This window comes from Luteibacter sp. NPDC031894 (assembly GCF_050273135.1).
In the GTDB taxonomy this organism is placed as follows: Bacteria; Pseudomonadota; Gammaproteobacteria; order Xanthomonadales; family Rhodanobacteraceae; genus Luteibacter.
In genome coordinates this window covers 906,640-926,768 of sequence record NZ_JBNNMV010000001.1, presented here as the reverse complement: position 1 = coordinate 926,768, position 20,129 = coordinate 906,640, and the positions used below count along the sequence as shown (strand labels likewise).

Annotated in this window: 20 protein-coding genes; 8 read left to right on the top strand and 12 right to left on the bottom strand. The window is 65.8% G+C overall.

Going from position 1 to position 20,129, the window contains the following annotated elements; translation table 11 throughout:
- Positions 1 to 16: 16 nt before the first annotated feature.
- The 4 genes from ACQKIE_RS04395 to ACQKIE_RS04380 are packed head-to-tail and all read right to left on the bottom strand — an operon-like array spanning position 17 to position 2,989.
- Positions 17 to 1,060 carry a C13 family peptidase gene (locus tag ACQKIE_RS04395; protein ID WP_427456166.1) on the bottom strand — a complete coding sequence of 348 codons (1,044 nt, stop codon included), beginning with the start codon at positions 1,058 to 1,060 and terminating at the stop codon, positions 17 to 19.
- Positions 1,044 to 1,727, bottom strand: coding sequence for an acireductone synthase (gene mtnC / locus ACQKIE_RS04390; RefSeq protein WP_427456164.1), 684 nt, complete (start codon positions 1,725 to 1,727; stop codon positions 1,044 to 1,046). The genes ACQKIE_RS04395 and mtnC overlap by 17 nt, the downstream gene beginning before the upstream one ends.
- A 51-nt stretch (positions 1,728 to 1,778) precedes the next feature.
- Positions 1,779 to 2,348 carry a 1,2-dihydroxy-3-keto-5-methylthiopentene dioxygenase gene (locus tag ACQKIE_RS04385; RefSeq protein ID WP_427456162.1) on the bottom strand — a complete coding sequence of 190 codons (570 nt, stop codon included), beginning with the start codon at positions 2,346 to 2,348 and terminating at the stop codon, positions 1,779 to 1,781.
- Positions 2,345 to 2,989 (bottom strand): methylthioribulose 1-phosphate dehydratase, encoded by a 645-nt coding sequence (locus ACQKIE_RS04380; RefSeq protein WP_427456160.1) that lies wholly within the window; start codon positions 2,987 to 2,989, stop codon positions 2,345 to 2,347. Before ACQKIE_RS04380 ends, ACQKIE_RS04385 begins: the two co-directional genes overlap by 4 nt.
- Before the next feature lie 150 nt (positions 2,990 to 3,139).
- Between ACQKIE_RS04380 and ACQKIE_RS04375 the strand changes: the two genes are divergently transcribed.
- Positions 3,140 to 3,472, top strand: a complete 333-nt coding sequence (locus tag ACQKIE_RS04375; RefSeq protein WP_427456158.1) for a high-potential iron-sulfur protein — start codon at positions 3,140 to 3,142, stop codon at positions 3,470 to 3,472.
- Between the two features lie 297 nt (positions 3,473 to 3,769).
- On the opposite strand, the gene ACQKIE_RS04370 is transcribed toward ACQKIE_RS04375, so the two are convergent.
- The 3 genes from ACQKIE_RS04370 to ACQKIE_RS04360 all read right to left on the bottom strand — a co-directional run bounded on the left by ACQKIE_RS04370 (position 3,770) and on the right by ACQKIE_RS04360 (position 7,968).
- Entirely contained in the window at positions 3,770 to 5,209 is a 1,440-nt protein-coding gene (locus ACQKIE_RS04370) for an amino acid permease (protein ID WP_427456156.1), read from the bottom strand.
- 86 nt (positions 5,210 to 5,295) lie between these two features.
- A complete protein-coding gene (locus ACQKIE_RS04365; RefSeq protein ID WP_427456154.1) occupies positions 5,296 to 6,786 on the bottom strand; it encodes an amino acid permease in 1,491 nt (496 codons plus the stop codon).
- Positions 6,787 to 7,002: 216 nt separating this feature from the next.
- A complete protein-coding gene (locus ACQKIE_RS04360; RefSeq protein WP_427456152.1) occupies positions 7,003 to 7,968 on the bottom strand; it encodes a transporter in 966 nt (321 codons plus the stop codon).
- A gap of 150 nt (positions 7,969 to 8,118) precedes the next feature.
- Between ACQKIE_RS04360 and ACQKIE_RS04355 the strand changes: the two genes are divergently transcribed.
- Positions 8,119 to 8,673 (top strand): NUDIX hydrolase, encoded by a 555-nt coding sequence (locus ACQKIE_RS04355; protein WP_427456150.1) that lies wholly within the window; start codon positions 8,119 to 8,121, stop codon positions 8,671 to 8,673.
- An 11-nt stretch (positions 8,674 to 8,684) separates the two neighbouring features.
- Here the strand turns inward: ACQKIE_RS04355 and ACQKIE_RS04350 are convergent, their stop codons facing one another.
- Positions 8,685 to 9,209, bottom strand: a complete 525-nt coding sequence (locus ACQKIE_RS04350) for a 3-hydroxyanthranilate 3,4-dioxygenase (RefSeq protein ID WP_427456148.1) — start codon at positions 9,207 to 9,209, stop codon at positions 8,685 to 8,687.
- Between the two features lie 115 nt (positions 9,210 to 9,324).
- Between ACQKIE_RS04350 and ACQKIE_RS04345 the strand changes: the two genes are divergently transcribed.
- Positions 9,325 to 10,599, top strand: coding sequence for an NAD(P)/FAD-dependent oxidoreductase (locus ACQKIE_RS04345; protein ID WP_427456146.1), 1,275 nt, complete (start codon positions 9,325 to 9,327; stop codon positions 10,597 to 10,599).
- Positions 10,600 to 10,953: a tRNA-binding protein gene (locus tag ACQKIE_RS04340; RefSeq protein ID WP_427456144.1), complete on the top strand. Its 354-nt coding sequence runs from the start codon at positions 10,600 to 10,602 to the stop codon at positions 10,951 to 10,953.
- Positions 10,954 to 11,096: 143 nt separating this feature from the next.
- On the opposite strand, the gene ACQKIE_RS04335 is transcribed toward ACQKIE_RS04340, so the two are convergent.
- From ACQKIE_RS04335 to ACQKIE_RS04320, 4 genes are read right to left on the bottom strand one after another with little or no spacing between them, the layout of a single operon-like run.
- Complete coding sequence (locus ACQKIE_RS04335) at positions 11,097 to 12,023, bottom strand: MBL fold metallo-hydrolase (protein WP_427456141.1); 927 nt, start codon at positions 12,021 to 12,023, stop codon at positions 11,097 to 11,099.
- Positions 12,024 to 12,063: 40 nt separating this feature from the next.
- Positions 12,064 to 13,272, bottom strand: a complete 1,209-nt coding sequence (locus ACQKIE_RS04330) for an acetyl-CoA C-acyltransferase (RefSeq protein WP_427456139.1) — start codon at positions 13,270 to 13,272, stop codon at positions 12,064 to 12,066.
- Positions 13,273 to 13,324: 52 nt separating this feature from the next.
- Positions 13,325 to 15,694, bottom strand: coding sequence for a 3-hydroxyacyl-CoA dehydrogenase/enoyl-CoA hydratase family protein (locus tag ACQKIE_RS04325; RefSeq protein ID WP_427456137.1), 2,370 nt, complete (start codon positions 15,692 to 15,694; stop codon positions 13,325 to 13,327).
- Positions 15,695 to 15,728: 34 nt separating this feature from the next.
- A complete protein-coding gene (locus ACQKIE_RS04320; protein ID WP_427456800.1) occupies positions 15,729 to 16,397 on the bottom strand; it encodes a TetR/AcrR family transcriptional regulator in 669 nt (222 codons plus the stop codon).
- A gap of 243 nt (positions 16,398 to 16,640) precedes the next feature.
- On the opposite strand from ACQKIE_RS04320, the gene ndk reads away from it, so the two are divergent.
- The 4 genes from ndk to ACQKIE_RS04300 all read left to right on the top strand — a co-directional run bounded on the left by ndk (position 16,641) and on the right by ACQKIE_RS04300 (position 20,017).
- Positions 16,641 to 17,066, top strand: a complete 426-nt coding sequence (gene ndk / locus ACQKIE_RS04315) for a nucleoside-diphosphate kinase (protein ID WP_427456135.1) — start codon at positions 16,641 to 16,643, stop codon at positions 17,064 to 17,066.
- 8 nt (positions 17,067 to 17,074) lie between these two features.
- The gene (gene rlmN, locus ACQKIE_RS04310; RefSeq protein WP_427456133.1) at positions 17,075 to 18,199 is read left to right on the top strand and encodes a 23S rRNA (adenine(2503)-C(2))-methyltransferase RlmN; all 1,125 of its coding nucleotides are present in this window, start codon (positions 17,075 to 17,077) and stop codon (positions 18,197 to 18,199) included.
- Positions 18,189 to 18,959, top strand: a complete 771-nt coding sequence (gene pilW / locus ACQKIE_RS04305) for a type IV pilus biogenesis/stability protein PilW (RefSeq protein ID WP_427456131.1) — start codon at positions 18,189 to 18,191, stop codon at positions 18,957 to 18,959. Before rlmN ends, pilW begins: the two co-directional genes overlap by 11 nt.
- Positions 18,960 to 19,048: 89 nt before the next feature.
- The gene (locus ACQKIE_RS04300) at positions 19,049 to 20,017 is read left to right on the top strand and encodes a helix-turn-helix domain-containing protein (protein ID WP_427456129.1); all 969 of its coding nucleotides are present in this window, start codon (positions 19,049 to 19,051) and stop codon (positions 20,015 to 20,017) included.
- Positions 20,018 to 20,129: the final 112 nt, after the last annotated feature.

The window sequence follows — 20,129 nt, the reverse complement described above, 5'->3', positions numbered from 1 at the left end:
CGGCGATGGGCGTTGCCTAGTTCGCGGGCTTGAAGGGGACGGAGGGGCCGATCGTGGCTGACTTCCGCCACGCCTCGAGCTTGCCCTGGATTCCCTCGCCGATATCGATCTGCGGTTCCGATGGCTCGAGGTTGTCGCGCGTCTCCCAACCCGCGATCTCCGCCTTCGCCTTGCCGAAGGCCTCCACGAAATCCGGTGTCGCGTTCAGCCCGTCGGTCAGCCAGGCGCGGCCGAAATACGTGATGTCGGAATCCGTGCCGCAGCCAAACGACGTCCGGTCCTTGCGCGCGGACGTAAGCACCAGCGTGCCCTGACCACGCAGCTTCGGCACGTAGCCACCGGAGTAGCACGCGTTCACCACCAGCACCTTCCAACGGAACGGGTGCTTGGCGAGGATATCGGCCAGCCCGTCCGGATCGAGCTGGTCGAGCGGGATGGGGTCCATGTCGACGAGCAGCGTATGGTCGTTGCCGCCGTGCGTGGCGATGTAGAGCAGGAGCACGTCCTGGTCCGGATCCATCACCTTCGCCAGGCCGTCGAGTGCCGACTCCAGGTTTGTCCAGCTCGCCAGCGGGCGTTTCGCGAGCGTCGCGGGATTGTTTTCCAGCACCAGCGTATGGCCCGGGCTTCCGAACCGTTTCGCGACCAGCGCGTCGAGGTATTCCACTTCGTTGCGGAAGACGTCTTCGGATCCGTCCGCACCGAAGGCGAGGGCATAGATGTTTGTCTTGCCGGGTGTCCGTGGAGCGAGCGTACTGACGGCGCGGCGTAGCGCCTCCGGCTGGGCCGTGAATACTTGTTCGGGTGTAGGGGCGTCATCGGGCCACGCGTCCGCCACGTCGAGATCGACAGCGGCCTGGTCGGTCGCCGTACTGCCGCTGCTGGCCGGCGGCGCGGCGGACAGGGGCGACGCGGGAGCGGGTGTGACCGCCGGGGCAGGACTTCCCGTCAGCGAACCACGGCCGTGGTGAAAAACGCCCACGGTGAGCAGGACGCCTGCCACGAAGGCCAGAACGACATAGATGGCCGTCCGGCGGCGGGGATCAGGGGGTGATGGCATCGAAGTCGGCCACGGCAGGATGACCGTTGTCGTTCAAGGGCAGGGGCGGGCGGATGAGTTGGATCGTGCGCATGCCGGCCTCGCGCGCGGCATCGAGTTCCTCGCGGATGTCCGACAGGAAGAGCACCTGTTCCGCCGGTAGTTCGATGGCTTCCGCGATGCGGCGATACGAGGCGACCTCGCGCTTGTGCCCCGTCTGTGTATCGAAATAGCCGGAGAAAAGCGGCGTGAGGTCGCCGCTTTCGCTGAAGCCGAACAGCAGCTTCTGCGCCGGTACCGATCCCGACGAGTACACGTAGAGCTTCAGCCCCTGCGCGTGCCATGCCCGCAGGCGAGCCGCCACTTCCGGGTACATGTGCGAGACGTAAGCGTTGGACTCGTAGCCTTCGCGCCAGATCATCCCTTGCAGGGCCTTGAGCGCGGTGGACTTGCGATCCTCGTCGATCCAGCGGACCAGGAGGTCGATGATTTCGCCCCGTGTGGCCTCGACGATGCCCGCCTCCTTCGCGGCCTCGTGCAGCCAGTGCTGGACCTCCGCTTGGTCGGTATGCGTTTCCACGAAGGCCGGCAGGTGCCGCCGTGCATACGGGAAGAGCACATCCTTCACGAAGTCGATCGAGCTGGTGGTGCCCTCGATGTCGGTGAGGATGGCGCGGATATCGGACATGCGGAAAGCCTGCGGAGCGGGTAGCTCCGCAGGATAAACGAGAGGGCGCGCTTACGAAACCGCGGAGGCCGAGGGGTGCGGGTTCATCCGGGGGAACCGCTCGGCAATGTCTTCACCGGTGAACGCCGCGACCCAGCCTTCCGTGTTCGTGAACAGGCGAATGGCGACGAAGTAGGGCGATTCGCTCATGTCGAACCAGTGCGGCGTGCCATCCGGAACCCCGATCAGGTCGCCCTTCTCACACAGCACTTCGTAGACCTTGCCTTTGATGTGCAGCGTGAACTGACCGGCGCCCGCCACGAAGAAGCGAACCTCGTCCTCGCTGTGCGTGTGCTCGTTCTGGAACTTCTGGCGGAAGGTCGCGCGGTCCGGGTGGTCCGGCTTCAGGCTGATCACGTCCACGGCCTTGTAGCCGTTCTCACCCATGAGCCGGTCGATGTCGGTGCGGTAAGCCGCGATGACTTCGTCCTGGCTCGCGCCCGGCGCGATCGGCTGGTTCGCTTCCCATCGTTCGAAACGGACGCCCACCGCGCCGAGCGCACGGGCGATGGCGTCGTGGTCCTCATGGACCGCGATGGGGGTGTCGTGACGGGTGTCGTCGTAAATGCGCAGACGGCTCATGGTGCAAGCCTCCTCAGGTCGAGTTCGCAGCCCAGCAGGAATTCCAGCGCCTCGAGGTGCCGGCGTGTTTCGGCCATGTCGCGGCCCCAGGTGTAGATGCCGTGGCCGTCGATCAGGTAGGCGTAGAGCGGCTTGCCCGAGTCGATCCACGCATCCACCTGGGCCTCGAGTTCCGGCATCTGCTGGGTGTTGGGGAAGACAGGGATGTCCAGCACGCTCTCGTGCGTGGTGTAACCGGCAATGGCCTTCTGCAGCTCCCACCCTTCGAGCCGCACGCGCCCCTCGGACGCGAACAGCCGGGAGGCGACGCTTTGCGTGCGCGAGTGCGTATGCAGCACGACGTTCGCATCGGGAAAGCGGCGATACACCTGGGTGTGCAGGCCGGTTTCGGCCGATGGGCGATGGTCGGAACCGACGGCCTTGCCGTCCATGTCGATGAGCATGATGTCGTCACGGCCAAGGCGCCCTTTGTCGCGCCCGGAGATCGTGATCGCGGCATGATCGTCGTCGATCCTCATCGAAAAGTTGCTGCTGGTGGCAGGCGTCCACCCGAAGGCGGCCAGTTCGCGAGCGGCATCGGCGATGGCATCGGCGCGGTCGGCCAGCAAGGCGGACACGGCTGGCGGAGGGGTCTTCGACATGGGGATTTGGACGTCCAAACAGGCTCCGATCATAGCATGGGCCGCGGTATGGCCCGAGGTTAATGCGAACCACTCGTTTTTCCGGTAACCGGTTACGATCCCGTCAGCACCGGAGGGAGGAACCGGTTCACCATCGATGGAGGTTCATGCATGTCGCAACACGATCAGAACGATGAGGGGCGCCGCCGCTTTCTCAAGGTGGTCACGGGCGGAGTGGCGGTGGCCACCGTGCTCGGCACGATCCCGCGGATGGGCCTGGCCCAGGACCTGCCGCACGTGTCGCCTTCCGATCCCACCGCTTCGGCCCTGAAGTACACCGAAGACGCCAGCAAGGCCGTCGGCAGGAAAGACCCCAAGGACGCCTGCTTCAACTGCAACTTCTACCAGGGCAAAGCCGGCGCCGCCTACGGGCCGTGCCAGCTGTTCCCGGGGAGGGCTGTCGCCGCGAAGGGCTGGTGCGTGTCGCACGCCGTGATGATCTGAGGGCCTGCCCCAGACGGACGAAAGGCCAGCCGAGGGCTGGCCTTTCCTTGTCTCTTCACAAAATGCAGCCCAAGCGCGCCAGGCCGAGGAGCTGACCCGCCTGACGCGCCGGGCGGCAATCCGGGGCCCACTGCCAAGTGATTTACCCTCGGACTCGGGATCATACTCCCCTCCGACGGCGACCGGCCAATGGCAATTAAATGACGGCCCGATTCATCGCATTAATCGTTTAGAAACAGTTAAATATGGCCTGAACCTCGACACGGCTCGAGGTTTTGAGGGGAAATCCGTGCCCCCTCAGGGATGGCGCTTCAGCTTGCTGTTGCGGTAGCCGTACACGAGGTACATGACCACGCCGAGCGCGGTCCACACGCCCATCAGCACCCAGTTCCGTATGCCCATCGACCACAGGAGGCCGATGCAGCTGAGGATGCCGAGCACGCACGTGACGGGCGCCCACGGCACGCGGAAGGTGCGTGGCAGGTCGGGCGCCGTTTTGCGCAGGATCATGACGCCGGCACACACGGCGCTGAAGGCGACGAGCGTACCCATCGAGGTCAGGTCGCCGAGCACGTTGAGCGGGAACACAGCCGCCAGCAGCGCGATCCCGAGGCCGGTGATCACCGTGTTGATGTGCGGCGTGCGGTATTTCGGGTGGATGGTCGTGAACACCTTCGGCATCAGGCCGTCGCGACCCATGATCATGAAGATGCGCGGCTGCGCGATGATCATTACCAGCACGACCGAGGAGAGGCCGATGAGCGCACCGACCTCGACGACGCCACGCAGCCAGCCGAGTTCCGGGTGGTGGCTGATGGCGGTGACGACGGGTTCGGACGTGCCCAGCTGGGCGAACGGAACCAGGCCCGTCAACACGGCCGCCATGGCGATGTAGAGCACGGTGCAGATGGCGAGGGAGGCGAGCGTGCCAATGGGCATGTCGCGCTGCGGGTTCTTCGATTCCTGCGCCGCCGTCGAGGTCGCCTCGAAACCGATGTAGGCGAAGAACACCATCGACGCGCCGCGCAGGATGCCGTTCCAGCCGTACTTGTCGCCGCCTTCGTTGGCGGGGATGAACGGATGCCAGTTCGACGTGTCGATGTGGCTGGCGCCGACCACGATCACGAGGATGATGAGCGCGGTCTTCAGCAGCACCATCGCCATGTTGATGCCCGCCGACTCCCGGATGCCGACGTAGCAGACCCAGGTAAGGGCGAGTGTGATGCCCACGGCGGGCGCGTTGAACAGCGCGCCGGTCAGGACCATGTGCCCGTCGACCCAATCCACGGGTGCGTTGGTCAGTGCCGGGGGGATGTGGATGCCGACGTGGTCGAGCAGGCTCACGAAGTAGCCGGTCCAGCTCACGGCCACGGCGGAGGCGGACACACCGTATTCGAGGATCAGGTTCCAGCCGATGAACCAGGCGGCACCTTCACCGAGGGTGGCATACGCGTAGGAATACGCGCTGCCCGATACAGGGATCATCGAGGCGAATTCGGCGTAGCAGAGCGCCGTGAACGTGCTGCAGATCGCCGCCAGGATGAAGGAGAGGATGATGGCCGGCCCGGCGTGTTCCGCCGCGGCGACGCCGGTGATGACGAAGATGCCACCGCCGATGACCGCGCCGATGCCCAGCGCCGTGAGCCCCCACGGCCCCAGGGTACGTCGCAAGGCAGGGCCGTGCGCGTCGTCGGGTTCGGCCTGGGGCGCTTTCTTGGCAAGTAACTGCTGGAGCATGGACAGCCTGGGAGTCGGGTGCGGAAAGGATAACTGCAAAGGGAAAGGCCGGCGGACAGCCGCCGGCCTTTCCCTGGGTGGTTCTATCAGCCGAGGGCTTTGCGCAGCTTGCTATGGGCGTAGCCGTAACCGAAGTAGATCGCCTGGCCGATGACGATCCAGCCGACCATCAGGCGCCAGTGCTCCTCGAACGCCTGCCAGAAGAGGTAGACGCAGGCGAGGGCGCCGGTGATGCAGATCGGCCAGACGAAGGGCACGCGGAAGCTGCGCTTCAGGTCCGGGCGGGTGTAACGGAGGATCAGCACGCCGATGCAGACGGTGGCGAAGGCGAGCAGGGTACCCATGGAAACCAGTTCGCCCAGGACGCTCACCGGGAACAGGCCGGCCATGGCCGCTGCCGCGACACCGACGATGATCGTGCCGATGTACGGGGTGCGGAACTTCGGATGCACCTTGGCCATCGTCTGCGGAAGCAGGCCGTCCTTCGCCATCGAGAAGAAGATGCGCGGCAGGCCCATCAGCATCACGAGGATGACCGAGGACAGGCCGGTGATGGCGCCGAGGACCACAATCGCCTTCAGCCAGGACAGGTGCGGATACAGGCCCAGCGCGGTAGCGACCGGCTCCGGCGTGTTGAGCATGCGGAACGGGGCGATGCCCGTGAGCACGAGTGCGACGGCGATATACAGCACGGTGCAGATGGCCAGCGAGCCGAGGATGCCGATGGGCATGTCGCGCTGCGGGTTCTTCGCTTCGCCGGCCGCGGTGGAGACGGCGTCGAAGCCCACATAGGAGAAGAAGACGATGGTCGCCGCACGGAAGATGCCGCTCCAGCCGAACGTACCCGGGCCTTCCGTTTCCGGAATGAACGGGTGCCAGTTGGACGGGTTGATGACCTGGATGGCGAAGGCGAGGAAGAGCAGGATCACGGTGACCTTGATCGCCACGATGATCGAGTTGACGAAGGCGGACTGCGTGATGCCGACGTAGCAGAGGCCGGACAGGGCGGCGATGATGACCACCGCAGGCAGGTTGATCAGCGTACCGGTGGCCTGGATATGGCCGTCGATGAACTGGAACGGCGCCGAGGCCAGCGAGAGCGGCAAGGCGAGGTTCGTGCCGCTCATCTGGCCGAGCATGCCGAGCAGTTCGTTGAAGTAGCCGGACCAGCCGGCCGCGACGGTGGCGGCCGCGAAAAGGTACTCGAGGACGAGGTTCCAGCCGACGAACCAGGCGACGTATTCGCCGAGCGTGGCGTAAGAATAGGAATAGGCGCTGCCCGATACCGGGAGCATCGCGGCGAACTCGGCGTAACAGAGCCCGGCGAGGGCGCAGGCGAATCCTGCGATAAGGAAGCTGATGACCAGCGCGGGGCCCGCGTGCAGTGCGGCGGCCTGGCCGGTGATGACGAAGATACCCGCACCGATGACGGCGCCGACGCCGAGGAGGACAAGGTGCTTCGCCGTGAGGACTCGCTTGAGTTCACCGCCTCCATGCGCGCCGGTCTCGATGTGTTCGCCAGCGTCGACGTGCGGCGCTGCCTCGATGGGATGCGTCGCGAACAGGTGTTTCAACATGTAAATCCCCTACAGCCGGAATGGTGCCTTTTATTATTGGGACCGCCGCGTGAGTTACGGTGGACACGCCGCTGCCCGGAAGCGCTGGCACGGCACCATAGCCCAGGGGGCCTTGGCCGTACAAGCTGCAATGCGAGGCCTGCCAATGCGTTGCCTGCGGTGGGCGGAAGTGTCGACCATGACTTGCGGCGGTTGTGCATCTCGCGTCGCAATGTTTCAGAAGACCATGTTCAGCGCCACCTGGGGCGCCACGTAATCGGCCGTGTTCCGACCGGCGACAGTGAACTGCACACCCGCGATGAGGCCGGTATTGGGCGTGAAGTGGTATTCCACGGCGGGAGCGAGGCTGAACTCCTGGCTCGGCGCGAGGCGGCGCGCGTCGTGGGAGGCATCGGCCGTCGTGCCCGTGACATCGATGGCGCTCGCGCGGTTCCAGATGGCTTCGCCGACGAGGACCCAGCGCGGGTTGATCGCGTACTCCGCCGCGACCGACGCGTTCCAGGCCTGGCCCAGGCGCGCGAAGCCGCGGAAACCGGAGTCGGTGCCATAGACACTGCTGTCGCGCACGCGGACTCGTCCCGGTGACGGGCTCCACGCGAGCTGGCCGCGCCAACGGATCGCGCGGCCGCCGTCCAGCCAGTAGAGGCTTTGGGCGCCAAAGGCGAACGTGGTGCGCATGGCGCCGTTGCCGGTACCGTTGAGGGGATTTGTGTCGAGACGGTGGTATCGACCCGTCGGCAGGCGCTGGGCCAAGGCGAGCCCGAGCACCAAGCCGGTGCCGTCGGCGTTCGGGCCCTTCAGGCGTTGCTGTACCCGGACGGTGGTGTCGCCCATGCGCAAGCCGTCGCTATGCTGGCCCGCGCCGGACGTCCGGGCCGCGTTGAGGATGACCTGCACGGAATGCGTGTCGGTGAGTGCGTACGTCATGGGCAGCGCGATCTGCCATTGGCGCACCATCGGTTTGCCTTCCCTGCGGTCGCCGACGTTGTCGTAGCTGCCGCGGGTATTGGTATGGATGAGGTACGGCTCGATGTTCACCATGCCGGCCGGCATGGCATTGACCGCTGGCGTGACGAGCGGGCCGGTGAAGTTGGCTTCGCCCGGGAGGGCCGCGGCCCAGGAAGCGGCCGGACAGGCACACACCGCCGCGAGGAGGGCGGCGGATTTCAGTTTCTGCGACATGCGCGATTCCTTGCATTGCACAGCGGACGCTGCGGATGGAGCGCGTCTTGCGCCCTCGGACATCCTAGGCAAGCCTCTACTGGTGGCGACATCGGACTAATCCGAAAAAGCCGTGCGAAAATGTCAGGCTCTTCTGAAGGCGTGTTCTCGATGGACGCTGCGCGACTGCAATTGATGGATGCCCTTGACCGGTACGCGGGACGCCACACGGACGAAGAGGCTGTCCGTCACTTCGCTGCCTGGCTGCGCGACGTGGCCCGGCCGTTCCACCGCGAGACACTTGAAGGGCACTTCACCGCGTCCGCATGGCTGGTCAGCGCGGACGGCGAGCGCGCCCTGCTGATGCTTCACCGCAAGCTGGGACGCTGGTTGCAGCCGGGCGGGCATGCCGACGGCGAAGCGGACCTGCCGGGCGTGGCGCTGCGCGAGGCCGAGGAAGAAACGGGGCTCCGCGACCTCGAGGTGCTTCCGGAGATCTTCGACGTGGACCGTCACGTCATTCCGGCACGGGGGCAGGAGCCCGAGCACTGGCATTACGACGTCCGCTACGCCGTGGTAGCCGGTGGCAGCGAGGATTTCCTGGTCAACGAGGAATCGCTGGAACTGGCCTGGCGGCCCGTTGTGGACATCGCGACCGACCCATCCCTCGAAGGTTCGCTCCGTCGCATGGCGAACAAGTGGCTACGCAGGAAGGCGGCCATGTAGGAGCCGGGCAATTACTCGGTATATTTCGCCGGCGCCGGGTGTACCGCACCGCATTTCGCGCAGGTGCGCGCCGTCAGGGAGCGGTAGAAGGTCTCGAAAACCGGCGGGAAGTCGGTTTCGATGCTGCCCAGCGGGAAGTATTGCTCGTACAGCTTGTGGTTGCAGACCTGGCAGAACCACATCAGCCCTTCTTTTTCGCCGGCGACGCGGCGACGTTCGACCACCAGCCCGATCGATTCCGGCATGCGCTGCGGTGAATGCGGTACGCGGGGAGGGAGGTAGAACATCTGCCCGGCCCGGATGGGGATATCCCGGGCCTGCCCCTCGTCCTGTACCTTCAGGACCATCTCGCCCTCGAGCTGGTAGAAGAACTCGGGCCCTTCGTCGTAGTGGTAATCCGTGCGCGAGTTCGGGCCGCCCACGATCATGACGATGAAGTCGCCGTCGACGATGCACTTATTGCCGACCGGGGGCTTGAGAAGGGCGCGGTTTTCGTCGATCCAACGTTCGAGGTCGATGGGTGGCAGCAGGCTCATGGCATGGCTGAGTTGGGACGTTGGGGGATCATACCCCTGAACGGCGTGTCGAACGGACCTTTCGCCCCGCCACGCTGTCTTGTACAACGGCGCCCTGGCGTCCAGGAACTGTCGCATGCCGTCGTGGTACCACGATCGAACCACCACCCCCGCGCTTCGCCCGCCGCCGCAAGGCCGCCGCGAAGCCGCGGTCGTGATCGTGGGCGGCGGTTTCGCGGGACTGAACACCGCCCTGGGATTGGCGGCGCGAGGTGTCCGCGACGTCGTCCTGCTGGAATCGAAGTGGATCGGCTTCGGTGCGTCCGGACGTAACGGGGGCTTCGTCTTCGCCGGCTATTCGCTCGGCGAGAAAGCGTTGCTCGAGCGCGCCGGAGCGGAACGGGCCCGGCAGCTATACACGCGAACCGTGGACGCGGTGAACCTGATCCGCGAGCGCATCGCGGCCCTGGCGATCGACTGCGACGCCGTGGACGCGGGTGTCGTCTGGGCCAACTGGTTCCGCGATGCCGAGGTCCTGCGGGCCCGGCAACGCCTGCTCGCCGAGCACTATGGCGCCGACTGGCAGTGGATCCCGCGCGACGCCATGCACGAGTTCGTGCGCAGCCCGCGCTACCACGACGGCCTCTATGAACGGAACGCGCTGCACATCGACCCCCTCGCCTATGCCCGCGGACTGGCCCACGCGGCCGAACGGGCAGGCGTGAGCATCCACGAGTCGTCGCGTGTCCGCATGCTGGAACGGCGCGGGCCACGATGGGTGCTGCGCGTCGGGGACGCCGAACTGGAAACGGCGAACGTGGTGCTCGCCTGCGGAGGCTACCTCGCAGGGCTCGACCGCCACATCGACCGGGCGGTGCTGCCGATCGCGACCTACGTGATGGTGACGGAACCGCTCGGCGAGCGGCTGGGCGAGTGCCTGCGCACGCGCGCCGCCGTCTACGATACGCGTTTTGCATTCGATTATTATCGGCCGCTGTCCGATACACGCCTGTTGTGGGGCGGCCGAATCTCGATACGCGATCGCTCGCCGAGGGCCGTGCAGCGGTTGCTGAAGCGCGATCTCGCGCGTGTCTTTCCTTCCTTGAAGGACGCACGTGTCGAGCAAGCATGGTCCGGCCTCATGAGTTACGCCCGGCACGAGATGCCTCAGGTTGGTACGCATGGCAATGGCCTGTGGTACGCGCAGGCGTTTGGCGGGCACGGTCTGGCGCCGACCTGCGCGGCAGGCGAAGCGCTGGCCGAGGCGATCGCCAGCGGGGAGCCTGCGCTCGACGCCTATGAGGGCTTCGGGCTGGATCCGGTCCATCGGCCCTTCGGCTACCTGGCGGCACAAGGCACCTACTGGAAATACGAACTGAGCGACTGGTTCAAGTCGCGATTGGAAGGATGAATGAGTCAAGAACAAGCGAACAGCGAGGCCATCAGCTGGGCCGACTTCGAGAAGGTGTTGCTGGTGGCGGGAACGATCCTACGCGCGGAAGCGTTTCCGGAGGCGCGCAAGCCGGCCTACAAGATCTGGGCGGATTTCGGCCCGTACGGCGAGAAGAAGACCAGTGCCCAGGTGGCGGCGATTTACAGTGCCGACGAGTTGGTCGGCAAGCAGGTCGTCGGTGTGATCAACTTTCCTGAAAAGCAGATCGGCCCGTTCCGTTCGCAGTTCCTGCTGACGGGGTTCCACACGGACGAGGGCGTGGTGATAACGACGACGGAGCGCGCCGTGCCGAACGGGACGCGACTGGCCTAGCCGTATTCACTTAGAAGCGTGGTAAGCAGGCTTGGTGGGAGCTGACCTTGTCGGCGATAACCACGTCGCCACGAGCTCCCATCGCCGACAGGGTCGGCTCCCACCGGCATCGCACTGCCTATCGCGCCGTGCGTCGATCCAAATCAGCGCGAGCCTCGATCGAGCCACACGATCACACCCTGCGCATTCAGCCGGATGTCGACCTCGAGGATCTTCACGATCTCCGCCGTCGTTAGCGTCACACCCTGGCGGTGTGCGCGGTCCACGTAAAGGTCGATGAAGTCGAACGCGATGCGTTGCTCGCGATCCTGCGCGGCCGCGTGCCGCTTCGCGATCGCCACCATGGTATCGATCTGCTCGTGCAGGTCGTTGGCGAGACGCTGCACGTCCGTCACCCGATCGTAGTGCGTGAGGTACATCGCTTCCGGCTCATAGCGCATGAGGCGGTCGATGGACGCGTGCGCCGCGTCCGGTTCGAATTGCACGGGCGATGTCGTCGGGATGATGAAGGCGCCGCCGGGCGAATCGAGTTCGCGATACGACAGCCCGAAGATGTCGCCGGTGAAGAACGCATTCGCGCGTTCGTCATGAATGGCGTTGTGGTGGCGTGCGTGACCAGGCGTATCGAGGCAGAGCAGGGCGCGGCCGGCGAGGTCGATGGCGAAGCCGTCCGTTGCTTCCACCACGCGATCCTCCGGTACGGGAACGATCTCGCCATAGTCGCGGCGGACGATGTCTTCGCCGCCGTACACGGCAGCCGCGCCCGCGATGAGGATGGAGGGATCGATCATGTGCCGCGCGCCGCGCGGATGGACGGCGAGCCGTGCGTTCGGCAGGTGCTGCATCAACTGGCCGGCGCCGGCCGAGTGGTCCAGGTGGACGTGGGTGAGGACCACCCAGTCGATGTCCTTCGGCTCCAGATCGGCCGCTTCGATCGCTTCGAGGAAGCGTGGCAAAGCGTGTGCCGTGCCGGTGTCGATGAAGGCGCCGCGACCACGCTCCACCACGAGGTAGGCCGCATCGAAGGAGGGGCGGCCGAAGCCGGTGTCGATGGTATGGATGCCGTGCATGGCCTCAGGTTACCCCAAGGCCATGAACGGAGCGTGCAAGTTACAGCGCCTCGAAGACGCCGGCCGCGCCCATGCCCGTGCCGATGCACATGGTGACCATGCCGTACTTCTGCTTGCGGCGGCGGAGGCCGTGGATCAGCGTGGCGGCTCGAATGGCGCCGGTGGCGCCAAGGGGGTGGCCGAGGGCGATGGCGCCGCCCAGCGGGTTCACCTTGGCCGGGTCGAGGCCGAGGTCGCGGATGACCGCCAGCGCCTGCGCGGCGAAGGCTTCGTTGAGCTCGATCCAGTCCAACTGGTCCTGGCTGATACCGGTCTGCTTCAGCGCCTTCGGGATCGCTTCCTTCGGTCCGATGCCCATGATGTCGGGCGCCACGCCGGCCACGGAGAAGCCGACGAAGCGGGCAAGCGGCGTGAGGCCGTAATCCTTGGTCGCCTTTTCGCTGGCGATCAGCAGCGCGCCGGCGCCGTCGGACATCTGCGAGGAGTTGCCCGCGGTGACCGAACCGCCGAACTGGCCGTTACGGAATACCGGGCGCAGCTTGCCGAGCACTTCGAGCGAGGTGTCCTGACGCGGGCCCTCATCGATTTCGATGATGCGACGATCCTCGCGGACGCTGTGGTTCTTCAGGTCCGGGTAGCGGTCGTCGAGCTGGAACGGCGTGATTTCGTCCTTGAACTCGCCCGCCGCGATGGCGGCGATGGCGCGCTGGTGCGACTGCAGGGCGAAGGCGTCCTGGTCCTCGCGACCGACCTTCCAGCGCTCGGCCACCTTTTCGGCGGTGATGCCCATGCCGAAGGCGATGGCGCGGTTTTCGTCGTTCTCGAAGATCGCCGGATTCATGGCGATCTTGTGGCCCATCATCGGCACCATGCTCATCGACTCGGTGCCGCCGGCGAGCATGAGGTCGGCCTCGCCGAGGCGGATACGGTCGGCGGCCATGGCGATGGCCTGCACGCCGGACGAGCAGAACCGATTGATGGTGACGCCCGGCACCTGCTCGGGCAGGCCGGCGAGCAGCACGCCGATGCGCGCCACGTTCATGCCTTGCTCGGCTTCCGGCATGGCGCAGCCGATGACTGCGTCGGCAATCATGGCCGGATCGATGCCGGGTGCCTGTTCGAGCACGGCGCGGATGACGTGCGCGAGCATGTCGTCGGGGCGGGTGTTGCGGAACACGCCGCGCGGCGCCTTGCCTACCGGAGTACGGGTGGCGGCGACGATATAGGCGTCTTGCACTTGCTTGCTCATGGGAGTGTTTCCTTTAAGTGGGGAGGTCGGTTGGGTAAGAGCGCTGGGCGCGTCAGTTACGCAACGGCTTCCCCGTCGTCATCGTGTGCGCGATACGGGCCTGGGTCTTCTCGGTCTGGGCCAGTTCCACGAAGTGGCGGCGTTCCAGGGCGAGGAGCCAAGCCTCGTCGACCGCCGAGCCCCGTTCGATCTTGCCGCCCGACAGCGTGTCCGCGATGCGGCTGGCGATGTCGATGTCGTGCGCGGAGGCGAAATAGCCCTCGGCGAGATTCGCGAGCGACGCCTTGAACGTAGCGGTGGAGGTGTCGCCCGCGGCCGGGATCGCGCGCGCCGGCATCGGCGGGCGATAGCCCGACTCGGCCATGGCGCGAGCCTGGGCCTTCGCCACGTGCAGGAGTTCGTAGCTGTTGAAGACCACGATGTCTTCCTTGCGCAGCAGGCCGAGCGACTTGGCTTCCAGCGCGCTCGTGGAGACCTTCGCCATCGCCACCGTCTCGAAGACCTTCTTCAGGTACTCGAACGGATCGTCCGGGTTTGCCTGCGCGGCGCGCACGGCCAGTTCCTTCAGACCGCCGCCGGCAGGCAGCAAGCCGACGCCGGCCTCGACGAGGCCGATGTAACTTTCCAGCGCCGCGACCGTGCGGGCCGAATGCATCTGGAATTCGCAACCGCCGCCGAGGGCGAGGCCGCGCACCGCGGCGACGACCGGCACCAGCGAATACTTTATGCGCATGCTGGTGGCCTGGAAATTCGCCACCATCGCCTCGAACTGGGCCAGCTTGCCCGCCTGCAGCAGGCCGAGGGCACCCTTGAGGTCAGCACCGGCCGAGAACGGCTCGGACGGCTGCCACAGCACCACGCCCCGGAACTGCTCCTCGGCCAGGCCGATGGCGTGCTGGATGCCGTCGAGGACCTGGTCGTTGACCGTGTGCATCTTGGTCTTGAACGAGATCACTCCGATGTCGTCACCCGAGTGCCAAAGGCGCACGCCCTCGTTTTCCCACACGGTCGTGCCCTGGTCGAACGTCTCGCCCAGGATGGCGTCGGGGAAGGCCTGACGCTGATAGACCGGATGGCTGGAACGCGGCCGGTCGGTGCCGGTGGAAGCCGAATACGAGCCCGACGTTCCATGCACACCGGTGCGACCGTCGGTGACCCAGGCGGGCAACGGGGCGCTGCTCATGGTCTTGCCGGCGGCGATGTCCTCGGCGATCCAGCCCGCGATCTGCTGCCAGCCCGCCGATTGCCAGATTTCGAACGGCCCGAGCTTCCAGCCGTAGCCCCAGCGGATGGCGAAGTCGACATCGCGCGCGGTGTCGGCGATGTCCGCGAGGTGGTACGCGGAGTAATGGAACAGGTCGCGGAACACGGCCCAGAGGAACTGTGCCTGCGGGTCGGCCGACCCGCGCAGCTTCGCGAACTTCTCGGCCGGGTCCTTGATGGCAAGGATCGCGGAGACCTCATCCGAAGCCTTCTGCTCGGAGACGCGGTAGTCCTGCTTCTGCAGGTCGAGCACCACGATGTCCTTGCCGGCCTTGCGATAGACGCCGGCGCCGGTCTTCTGGCCCAGCGCTCCTTTCTCGATCAGGGCCTTCAGCCAGGCGGGTGCCTGGAAATAGGCATGCCACGGGTCGTCGGGCAAGGTGTCGCTCATCGTCTTGACGACATGGGCGAGCGTATCCAGGCCCACGACATCCGCCGTACGGAAGGTGGCGCTCTTCGGCCGGCCGATCGCCGGGCCGGTCAAGGCGTCGACCGTGTCGAAGCCGAGGCCGAACTTTTCCGTGTGGTGCATCGTCGACAGCATCGAAAACACGCCGATGCGGTTGCCGATGAAGTTCGGGGTGTCCTTGGCGTACACCACGCCCTTTCCGAGGGTGGTGGTGAGGAACGCCTCGAGCCCCTCGAGCACCGACGGGTCGGTGAGCTTCGTGGGGATCAGTTCCACGAGGTGCATGTAGCGCGGCGGATTGAAGAAGTGCACACCGGTGAAGCGGTGACGAAGCGCCTCCGGCAGCGCCTCGGCCAGCCCGTTGATCGAGAGGCCCGATGTGTTGCTGGCGAGCACGGCGGTCTTCGACACGTGCGGAGCGATCTTCGTGTAGAGGTCGAGCTTCCAGTCCATCCGCTCGGCAATGGCTTCGATCACCAGGTCGACGTCGGCCAGCAGGGCGAGGTCTTCCTCGTAGTTTGCGGGCACGATGGCGGCTGCCAGCGCCTTTTCGGCAAGCGGCGCAGGCGAGAGCTTCGCGAGGTTGGCGATTGCCTTGATGGCGATGCCGCTCTTCGGGCCTTCCTTCGCCGGAAGGTCGAACAGCACGGTTTCCACGTTGGCGTTCGTCAGGTGCGCGGCAATCTGCGCGCCCATGACGCCGGCGCCGAGAACCGCGGCCTTGCGAATGCGTAACGGTGTTGCGGTCATGGTGATCTCCGATGGCTCAATGATCGTTCCGCGGTCAGCGCGTGGCCGGGGAAGGGGAAGGGGAAACGGAAGGGTTGCGCAGGCCGGCGGCGGCGAAGCGGATGAGATGTTCGGCGGCGGCTTCGCGGTGGTCGCGTTCGGCGACGTCGCTCTTGCGCTGGATGATGCCGAAGTCGGCCATGGCGTAAGTCAGGGCGCCGGTGACGATATCCAGGCGCCAGTAGATCTCTTCCTTGGCGAGCGTCGGCAACAGCCGGCCGAACTCCGTGGCGAATTGGCGGAGGACGTGGCCGTAATTGTCCGAAAGGAAGCGCCGCAACGTGTCATTGTGTTCGGCATAAGCCCGGGCCAGGACGCGAACGAACGCCGCGCCGCCCCCGTCGGTGCGGGACAGGTCCAGGGCAGGTCGGATGTACGCGTCCAGCACGTCCTCCAGCTGGGTCTCATTCTGATTTGAGATTTTTCCGAGGGCGGCGAGGCGGCGGCTGTTGAGCTCGTCGAGGCGGCGACGGAACACCTCCTCGATGAGCTTGTCCTTGGATCCGAAGTGATAGTTCACCGCGGCAAGGTTGACCTTCGCGGCAGCCGTGACCTGGCGCAGCGACGCACCGGCGAACCCGTGCGTGGCAAAAAGGGCCTCGGCGGCGCCCAGGATCCGCTCTTTCGTACTGCGTTCACGGGAGGCGTAAGGTGCGCTCGTCATATCGGCGGACTCCGCGGGCGGCGTAGTTTGAATCAAACGATCGTTTGAGAGTACGCCCGGGCGGCCGGGCCGGTCAATCTGCGACCGCACACTCCTGCAATCGAGTTGCGCTTGAGCTAGAATCTGTCAAGATTTCGTGTGCTAAGTCAGTCATTCCGGACGGCTTTAGCCGTAAACTCTCACCGGGGGCCCAAAGAGGTCCTGGTTATCTTTTTCCGTCTTAATCTTTCCCGGAGCACCCGTATGGCGCTGGAGCGCACCCTTTCGATCATCAAGCCGGACGCCGTCAAGAAGAACGTCATCGGTGAAATCCTCGCCCGGTTCGAGAAGGCCGGCCTGAAGATCGTCGCCGCCAAGATGAAGCAGCTGACCCGCGAGGAGGCCGAAGGCTTCTACGCCGTCCATAAGGAACGTCCGTTCTTCAAGGCGCTCGTCGATTTCATGATCTCCGGGCCGGTGATGATCCAGGCGCTGGAAGGCGAAGGCGCGGTCCTCAAGAACCGCGACCTCATGGGCGCCACCAATCCGAAGGAAGCGGCGGCCGGCACCATCCGCGCCGACTTCGCCGAGTCGATCGATGCCAATGCCGTGCACGGCTCGGATTCGCTCGAGAACGCCGCGATCGAGATCAAGTTCTTCTTCAACGACTCGGAAGTCGTTTCGCACTGAGTAATGACGTGAACACGCCCGCCGAAAAGGTCAACCTGCTCGACTTCGATCGCCAGGGGCTGCGCGATTTCTTCGCCCAGCTCGGCGAGAAGCCGTATCGCGCCGAGCAGGTCATGAAGTGGATCTACCACCGTCTCGAAAGCGATTTCGAGAACATGACCGATGTCGGCAAGGCGTTACGCGAAAAGCTGAGTGCCAGCTGTTACGTGGGCCCGCCGAAGACCGTGTTCGAGAAAGCCGCGGTCGACGGCACCCAAAAGTGGCTGCTGGGCATGGATGGCGGCAACGCCATCGAGACGGTCTATATCCCGGAGCCGACCCGCGGCACGCTGTGCGTGTCGTCCCAGGTCGGCTGTGCCCTGAACTGCCAGTTCTGCTCCACGGCGACCCAGGGCTTCTCCCGCAACCTGTCGACGGCCGAGATCATCGGTCAAGTCTGGGTCGCGGCCAAACACCTCGGCAACGTGCCGCACCAGCAGCGCCGCATCACCAACGTGGTGATGATGGGCATGGGCGAGCCGTTGCTGAACTTCGACAACGTGGTCAAGGCCATGAGCCTGATGCGCGACGACCTGGGCTTCGGCCTGGCGAGCAAGCGCGTCACCCTCTCCACGGCCGGCCTGGTGCCGATGATCGATCGCCTCTCCGCCGAGAGCGACGTGTCGCTCGCCGTGTCCTTGCACGCGGCCAACGACGAATTGCGTACCGAGTTGGTACCGCTCAACAAGCGTTATCCGCTGGCCGAACTCATGGCAGCCTGTGAGCGTTATATCCAGCGGGCGCCGCGCACCTCCATCACCTTCGAATACACGCTCATGAAGGGCGTGAACGACCAGCCCGAGCACGCGCGCCAGCTCATCAAGTTCATGCGTCGCCTGCCCGGGGCGAACAAGGTCAACCTGATTCCGTTCAACCCGTTCCCCGGCACGCGCTTCGAGCGCTCGGGACAGGAAGACATCCGCGCATTCCAGACCCAGCTGCTCAACGCCGGCGTGCTGACGATGCTGCGTCGCACCCGCGGCGACGACATCGACGCCGCCTGTGGGCAGCTGAAGGGACAAGTGGTCGACCGTACCCGCCGCCAGGCGGAGTTCCGCAAGAAACTCGGAGAGGGAGTGGTGAATGCGGCTTGAGCGGTGGGGGATGCTGGCGGCGCTCGCGTTCGCGTGCGCCGGCTGCGTGGGTGACGGTTCGGGGCTGCGGCCTTCGACGGCCGCCGACGATCGCGCCAAGGGGGCGGAGGTCCATACGGAACTGGGCCAGCGTTACATGCAGAACGGTGACCTGAAGGGCGCCATGGAAAAACTGCAGAAAGCGCTCCAGTTCGACCCGAAGTACGTCCCGGCCCATACCGTCATCGCCGTGCTCTATGAACGGATCAGCGATCCGGTGAATGCCGAATTGCATTACCGGAAGGCCGTGGAGTACGACCCGAAGAAGGGCTCGGTGAACAACAATCTTGCCGTTTTCCTGTGTACCCAGCATCGGCCCGCCGAGGCGAGGCCGTTCTTCGACCGCGCCCTGGCCGACCCGTTCTACGAGACGCCTGACCTCGCGCTTTCCAATGCCGGTACCTGCCAGTTGCAGTCGCAGGATTACGACGCCGCGGAGGGCTATTTCCGCAAGGCGCTGGACCGCAACCCCAATAATGCGGACGCCCTGTATCAGATGGCGCACGTGTTGTACCTTAAGAACGATGCATTCCGGGCACGTGCCTTCCTGCAGCGCTACGAGGCGCTGGGGGCGCCCAGCCCGGATTCGTTGAAGCTCGGTCACGACATCGAGCTCCGTCTGGGCAACGGGGAGGTTGCCCAGGACTACGCCAAACGCCTGCGCGAAAGGTTCCCGGATTCGGATCCCGCGCACGCACTCGAAGCCACCGCACGTCAATGACCCCAGTATCTTCGAATTCTTCCGGTCGGGACGGACGCGAACAGGACATGTTCGCCGGGCTCGAGCCCAATGCAGACAGGGAACACGCCATGGACCCCCAACTCGACGCCCCAGCTGAAGAGGGCCGGGTGCTGATCGACCACGCAGGCCCCACCGCCGGCTTCGGCGCGCGTCTTCGCGCCGCCCGCGAGGCTCGTGGCTACAGCATCGAAGCCTGCGGCCAGGCATTGCGCCTGCCGACGCGACTCCTGCGCCAGCTGGAGGCCGGGGAATACGGCGGCATCGACTACCAGGTCTACCTGGCCGGCTACCTCACCAAATACGGCCGCCACGTGGGCGTCGATGAAGAGGCCATCCAGGCCGAACTCGCCCGCCTGACCCCGCGCCAGCCGGACCTCGTGGTGACCGGCGGCATTTCCCATTCCCGCTACCTGTTCGAGCGCTACCTCACGGCGGCCACGTACGTGGTGCTGACAGCGGTGATCATCGTGCCGATGGTGTGGCTGGGCGTGCGCGGCACGCTCGATCGCGACATGGCGCGCTTGTCGCCCCTCGATGCGTCGCCGGTCGCGCAGCAGGATGCGCCGGCGCCGGCGTCGTCCAGCGCTGCCGGCAATGTCGCTGCCACCACCGATGCGAAGCCGGCCGCGGTTCCCGAGCAGCGCGCCGAGGACCAGCAGCCGCTGATGGCCTCGATGGCCATGTTCCCGCCGCTGGACCACGCCACGGCGAACAAGGCGCCGCTGGCCTCCGCCGCGCCGGCGCCGGACGCCGGCGCCGGGCAGGGCGCCCACAGCCTTACCCTGAACCTGCCATCCGCCAGCTGGGTGGAAGTGACGGCCGCCGACGGCTCGCGCCTCGAGTACGGCATCCTGCCGGCGGGCACGCAGAAGTCCTACCGCAGCGACGCGCAGCTCGACGTGCGCATCGGCAACGCCAGCGGCGCCCAGGTGTCGATCGACGGGCAGCCCGTGCAGCTCGACACGTTCCGCCGTGCCAACGTGGCCCGTTTTCGCGTCGACGTCCGCGACGGCAAGGCCGCGCCGGTCGCCTTCTGATCCCCTGGGCCGCCGCGCGCTCTCCGCGCGGCGCCGCCCGCCCGTGCTTTCGGGTATCCTTACCTATTGACCCCCGCCGCCTTCGTCCGATGGCCGGCGCGGGCTCGTTCCC

What these genes read in the sequence shown, in the direction of transcription:
- ACQKIE_RS04395 (WP_427456166.1), bottom strand. Translation starts at nt 1,060, where the DNA reads ATGCCATCACCCCCTGATCCCCGCCGCCGGACGGCCATCTATGTCGTT.
- mtnC (WP_427456164.1), bottom strand. Translation starts at nt 1,727, where the DNA reads ATGTCCGATATCCGCGCCATCCTCACCGACATCGAGGGCACCACCAGC.
- ACQKIE_RS04385 (WP_427456162.1), bottom strand. Translation starts at nt 2,348, where the DNA reads ATGAGCCGTCTGCGCATTTACGACGACACCCGTCACGACACCCCCATC.
- ACQKIE_RS04380 (WP_427456160.1), bottom strand. Translation starts at nt 2,989, where the DNA reads ATGTCGAAGACCCCTCCGCCAGCCGTGTCCGCCTTGCTGGCCGACCGC.
- ACQKIE_RS04375 (WP_427456158.1), top strand. Translation starts at nt 3,140, where the DNA reads ATGTCGCAACACGATCAGAACGATGAGGGGCGCCGCCGCTTTCTCAAG.
- ACQKIE_RS04370 (WP_427456156.1), bottom strand. Translation starts at nt 5,209, where the DNA reads ATGCTCCAGCAGTTACTTGCCAAGAAAGCGCCCCAGGCCGAACCCGAC.
- ACQKIE_RS04365 (WP_427456154.1), bottom strand. Translation starts at nt 6,786, where the DNA reads ATGTTGAAACACCTGTTCGCGACGCATCCCATCGAGGCAGCGCCGCAC.
- ACQKIE_RS04360 (WP_427456152.1), bottom strand. Translation starts at nt 7,968, where the DNA reads ATGTCGCAGAAACTGAAATCCGCCGCCCTCCTCGCGGCGGTGTGTGCC.
- ACQKIE_RS04355 (WP_427456150.1), top strand. Translation starts at nt 8,119, where the DNA reads ATGGACGCTGCGCGACTGCAATTGATGGATGCCCTTGACCGGTACGCG.
- ACQKIE_RS04350 (WP_427456148.1), bottom strand. Translation starts at nt 9,209, where the DNA reads ATGAGCCTGCTGCCACCCATCGACCTCGAACGTTGGATCGACGAAAAC.
- ACQKIE_RS04345 (WP_427456146.1), top strand. Translation starts at nt 9,325, where the DNA reads ATGCCGTCGTGGTACCACGATCGAACCACCACCCCCGCGCTTCGCCCG.
- ACQKIE_RS04340 (WP_427456144.1), top strand. Translation starts at nt 10,600, where the DNA reads ATGAGTCAAGAACAAGCGAACAGCGAGGCCATCAGCTGGGCCGACTTC.
- ACQKIE_RS04335 (WP_427456141.1), bottom strand. Translation starts at nt 12,023, where the DNA reads ATGCACGGCATCCATACCATCGACACCGGCTTCGGCCGCCCCTCCTTC.
- ACQKIE_RS04330 (WP_427456139.1), bottom strand. Translation starts at nt 13,272, where the DNA reads ATGAGCAAGCAAGTGCAAGACGCCTATATCGTCGCCGCCACCCGTACT.
- ACQKIE_RS04325 (WP_427456137.1), bottom strand. Translation starts at nt 15,694, where the DNA reads ATGACCGCAACACCGTTACGCATTCGCAAGGCCGCGGTTCTCGGCGCC.
- ACQKIE_RS04320 (WP_427456800.1), bottom strand. Translation starts at nt 16,397, where the DNA reads ATGACGAGCGCACCTTACGCCTCCCGTGAACGCAGTACGAAAGAGCGG.
- ndk (WP_427456135.1), top strand. Translation starts at nt 16,641, where the DNA reads ATGGCGCTGGAGCGCACCCTTTCGATCATCAAGCCGGACGCCGTCAAG.
- pilW (WP_427456131.1), top strand. Translation starts at nt 18,189, where the DNA reads ATGCGGCTTGAGCGGTGGGGGATGCTGGCGGCGCTCGCGTTCGCGTGC.
- ACQKIE_RS04300 (WP_427456129.1), top strand. Translation starts at nt 19,049, where the DNA reads ATGGACCCCCAACTCGACGCCCCAGCTGAAGAGGGCCGGGTGCTGATC.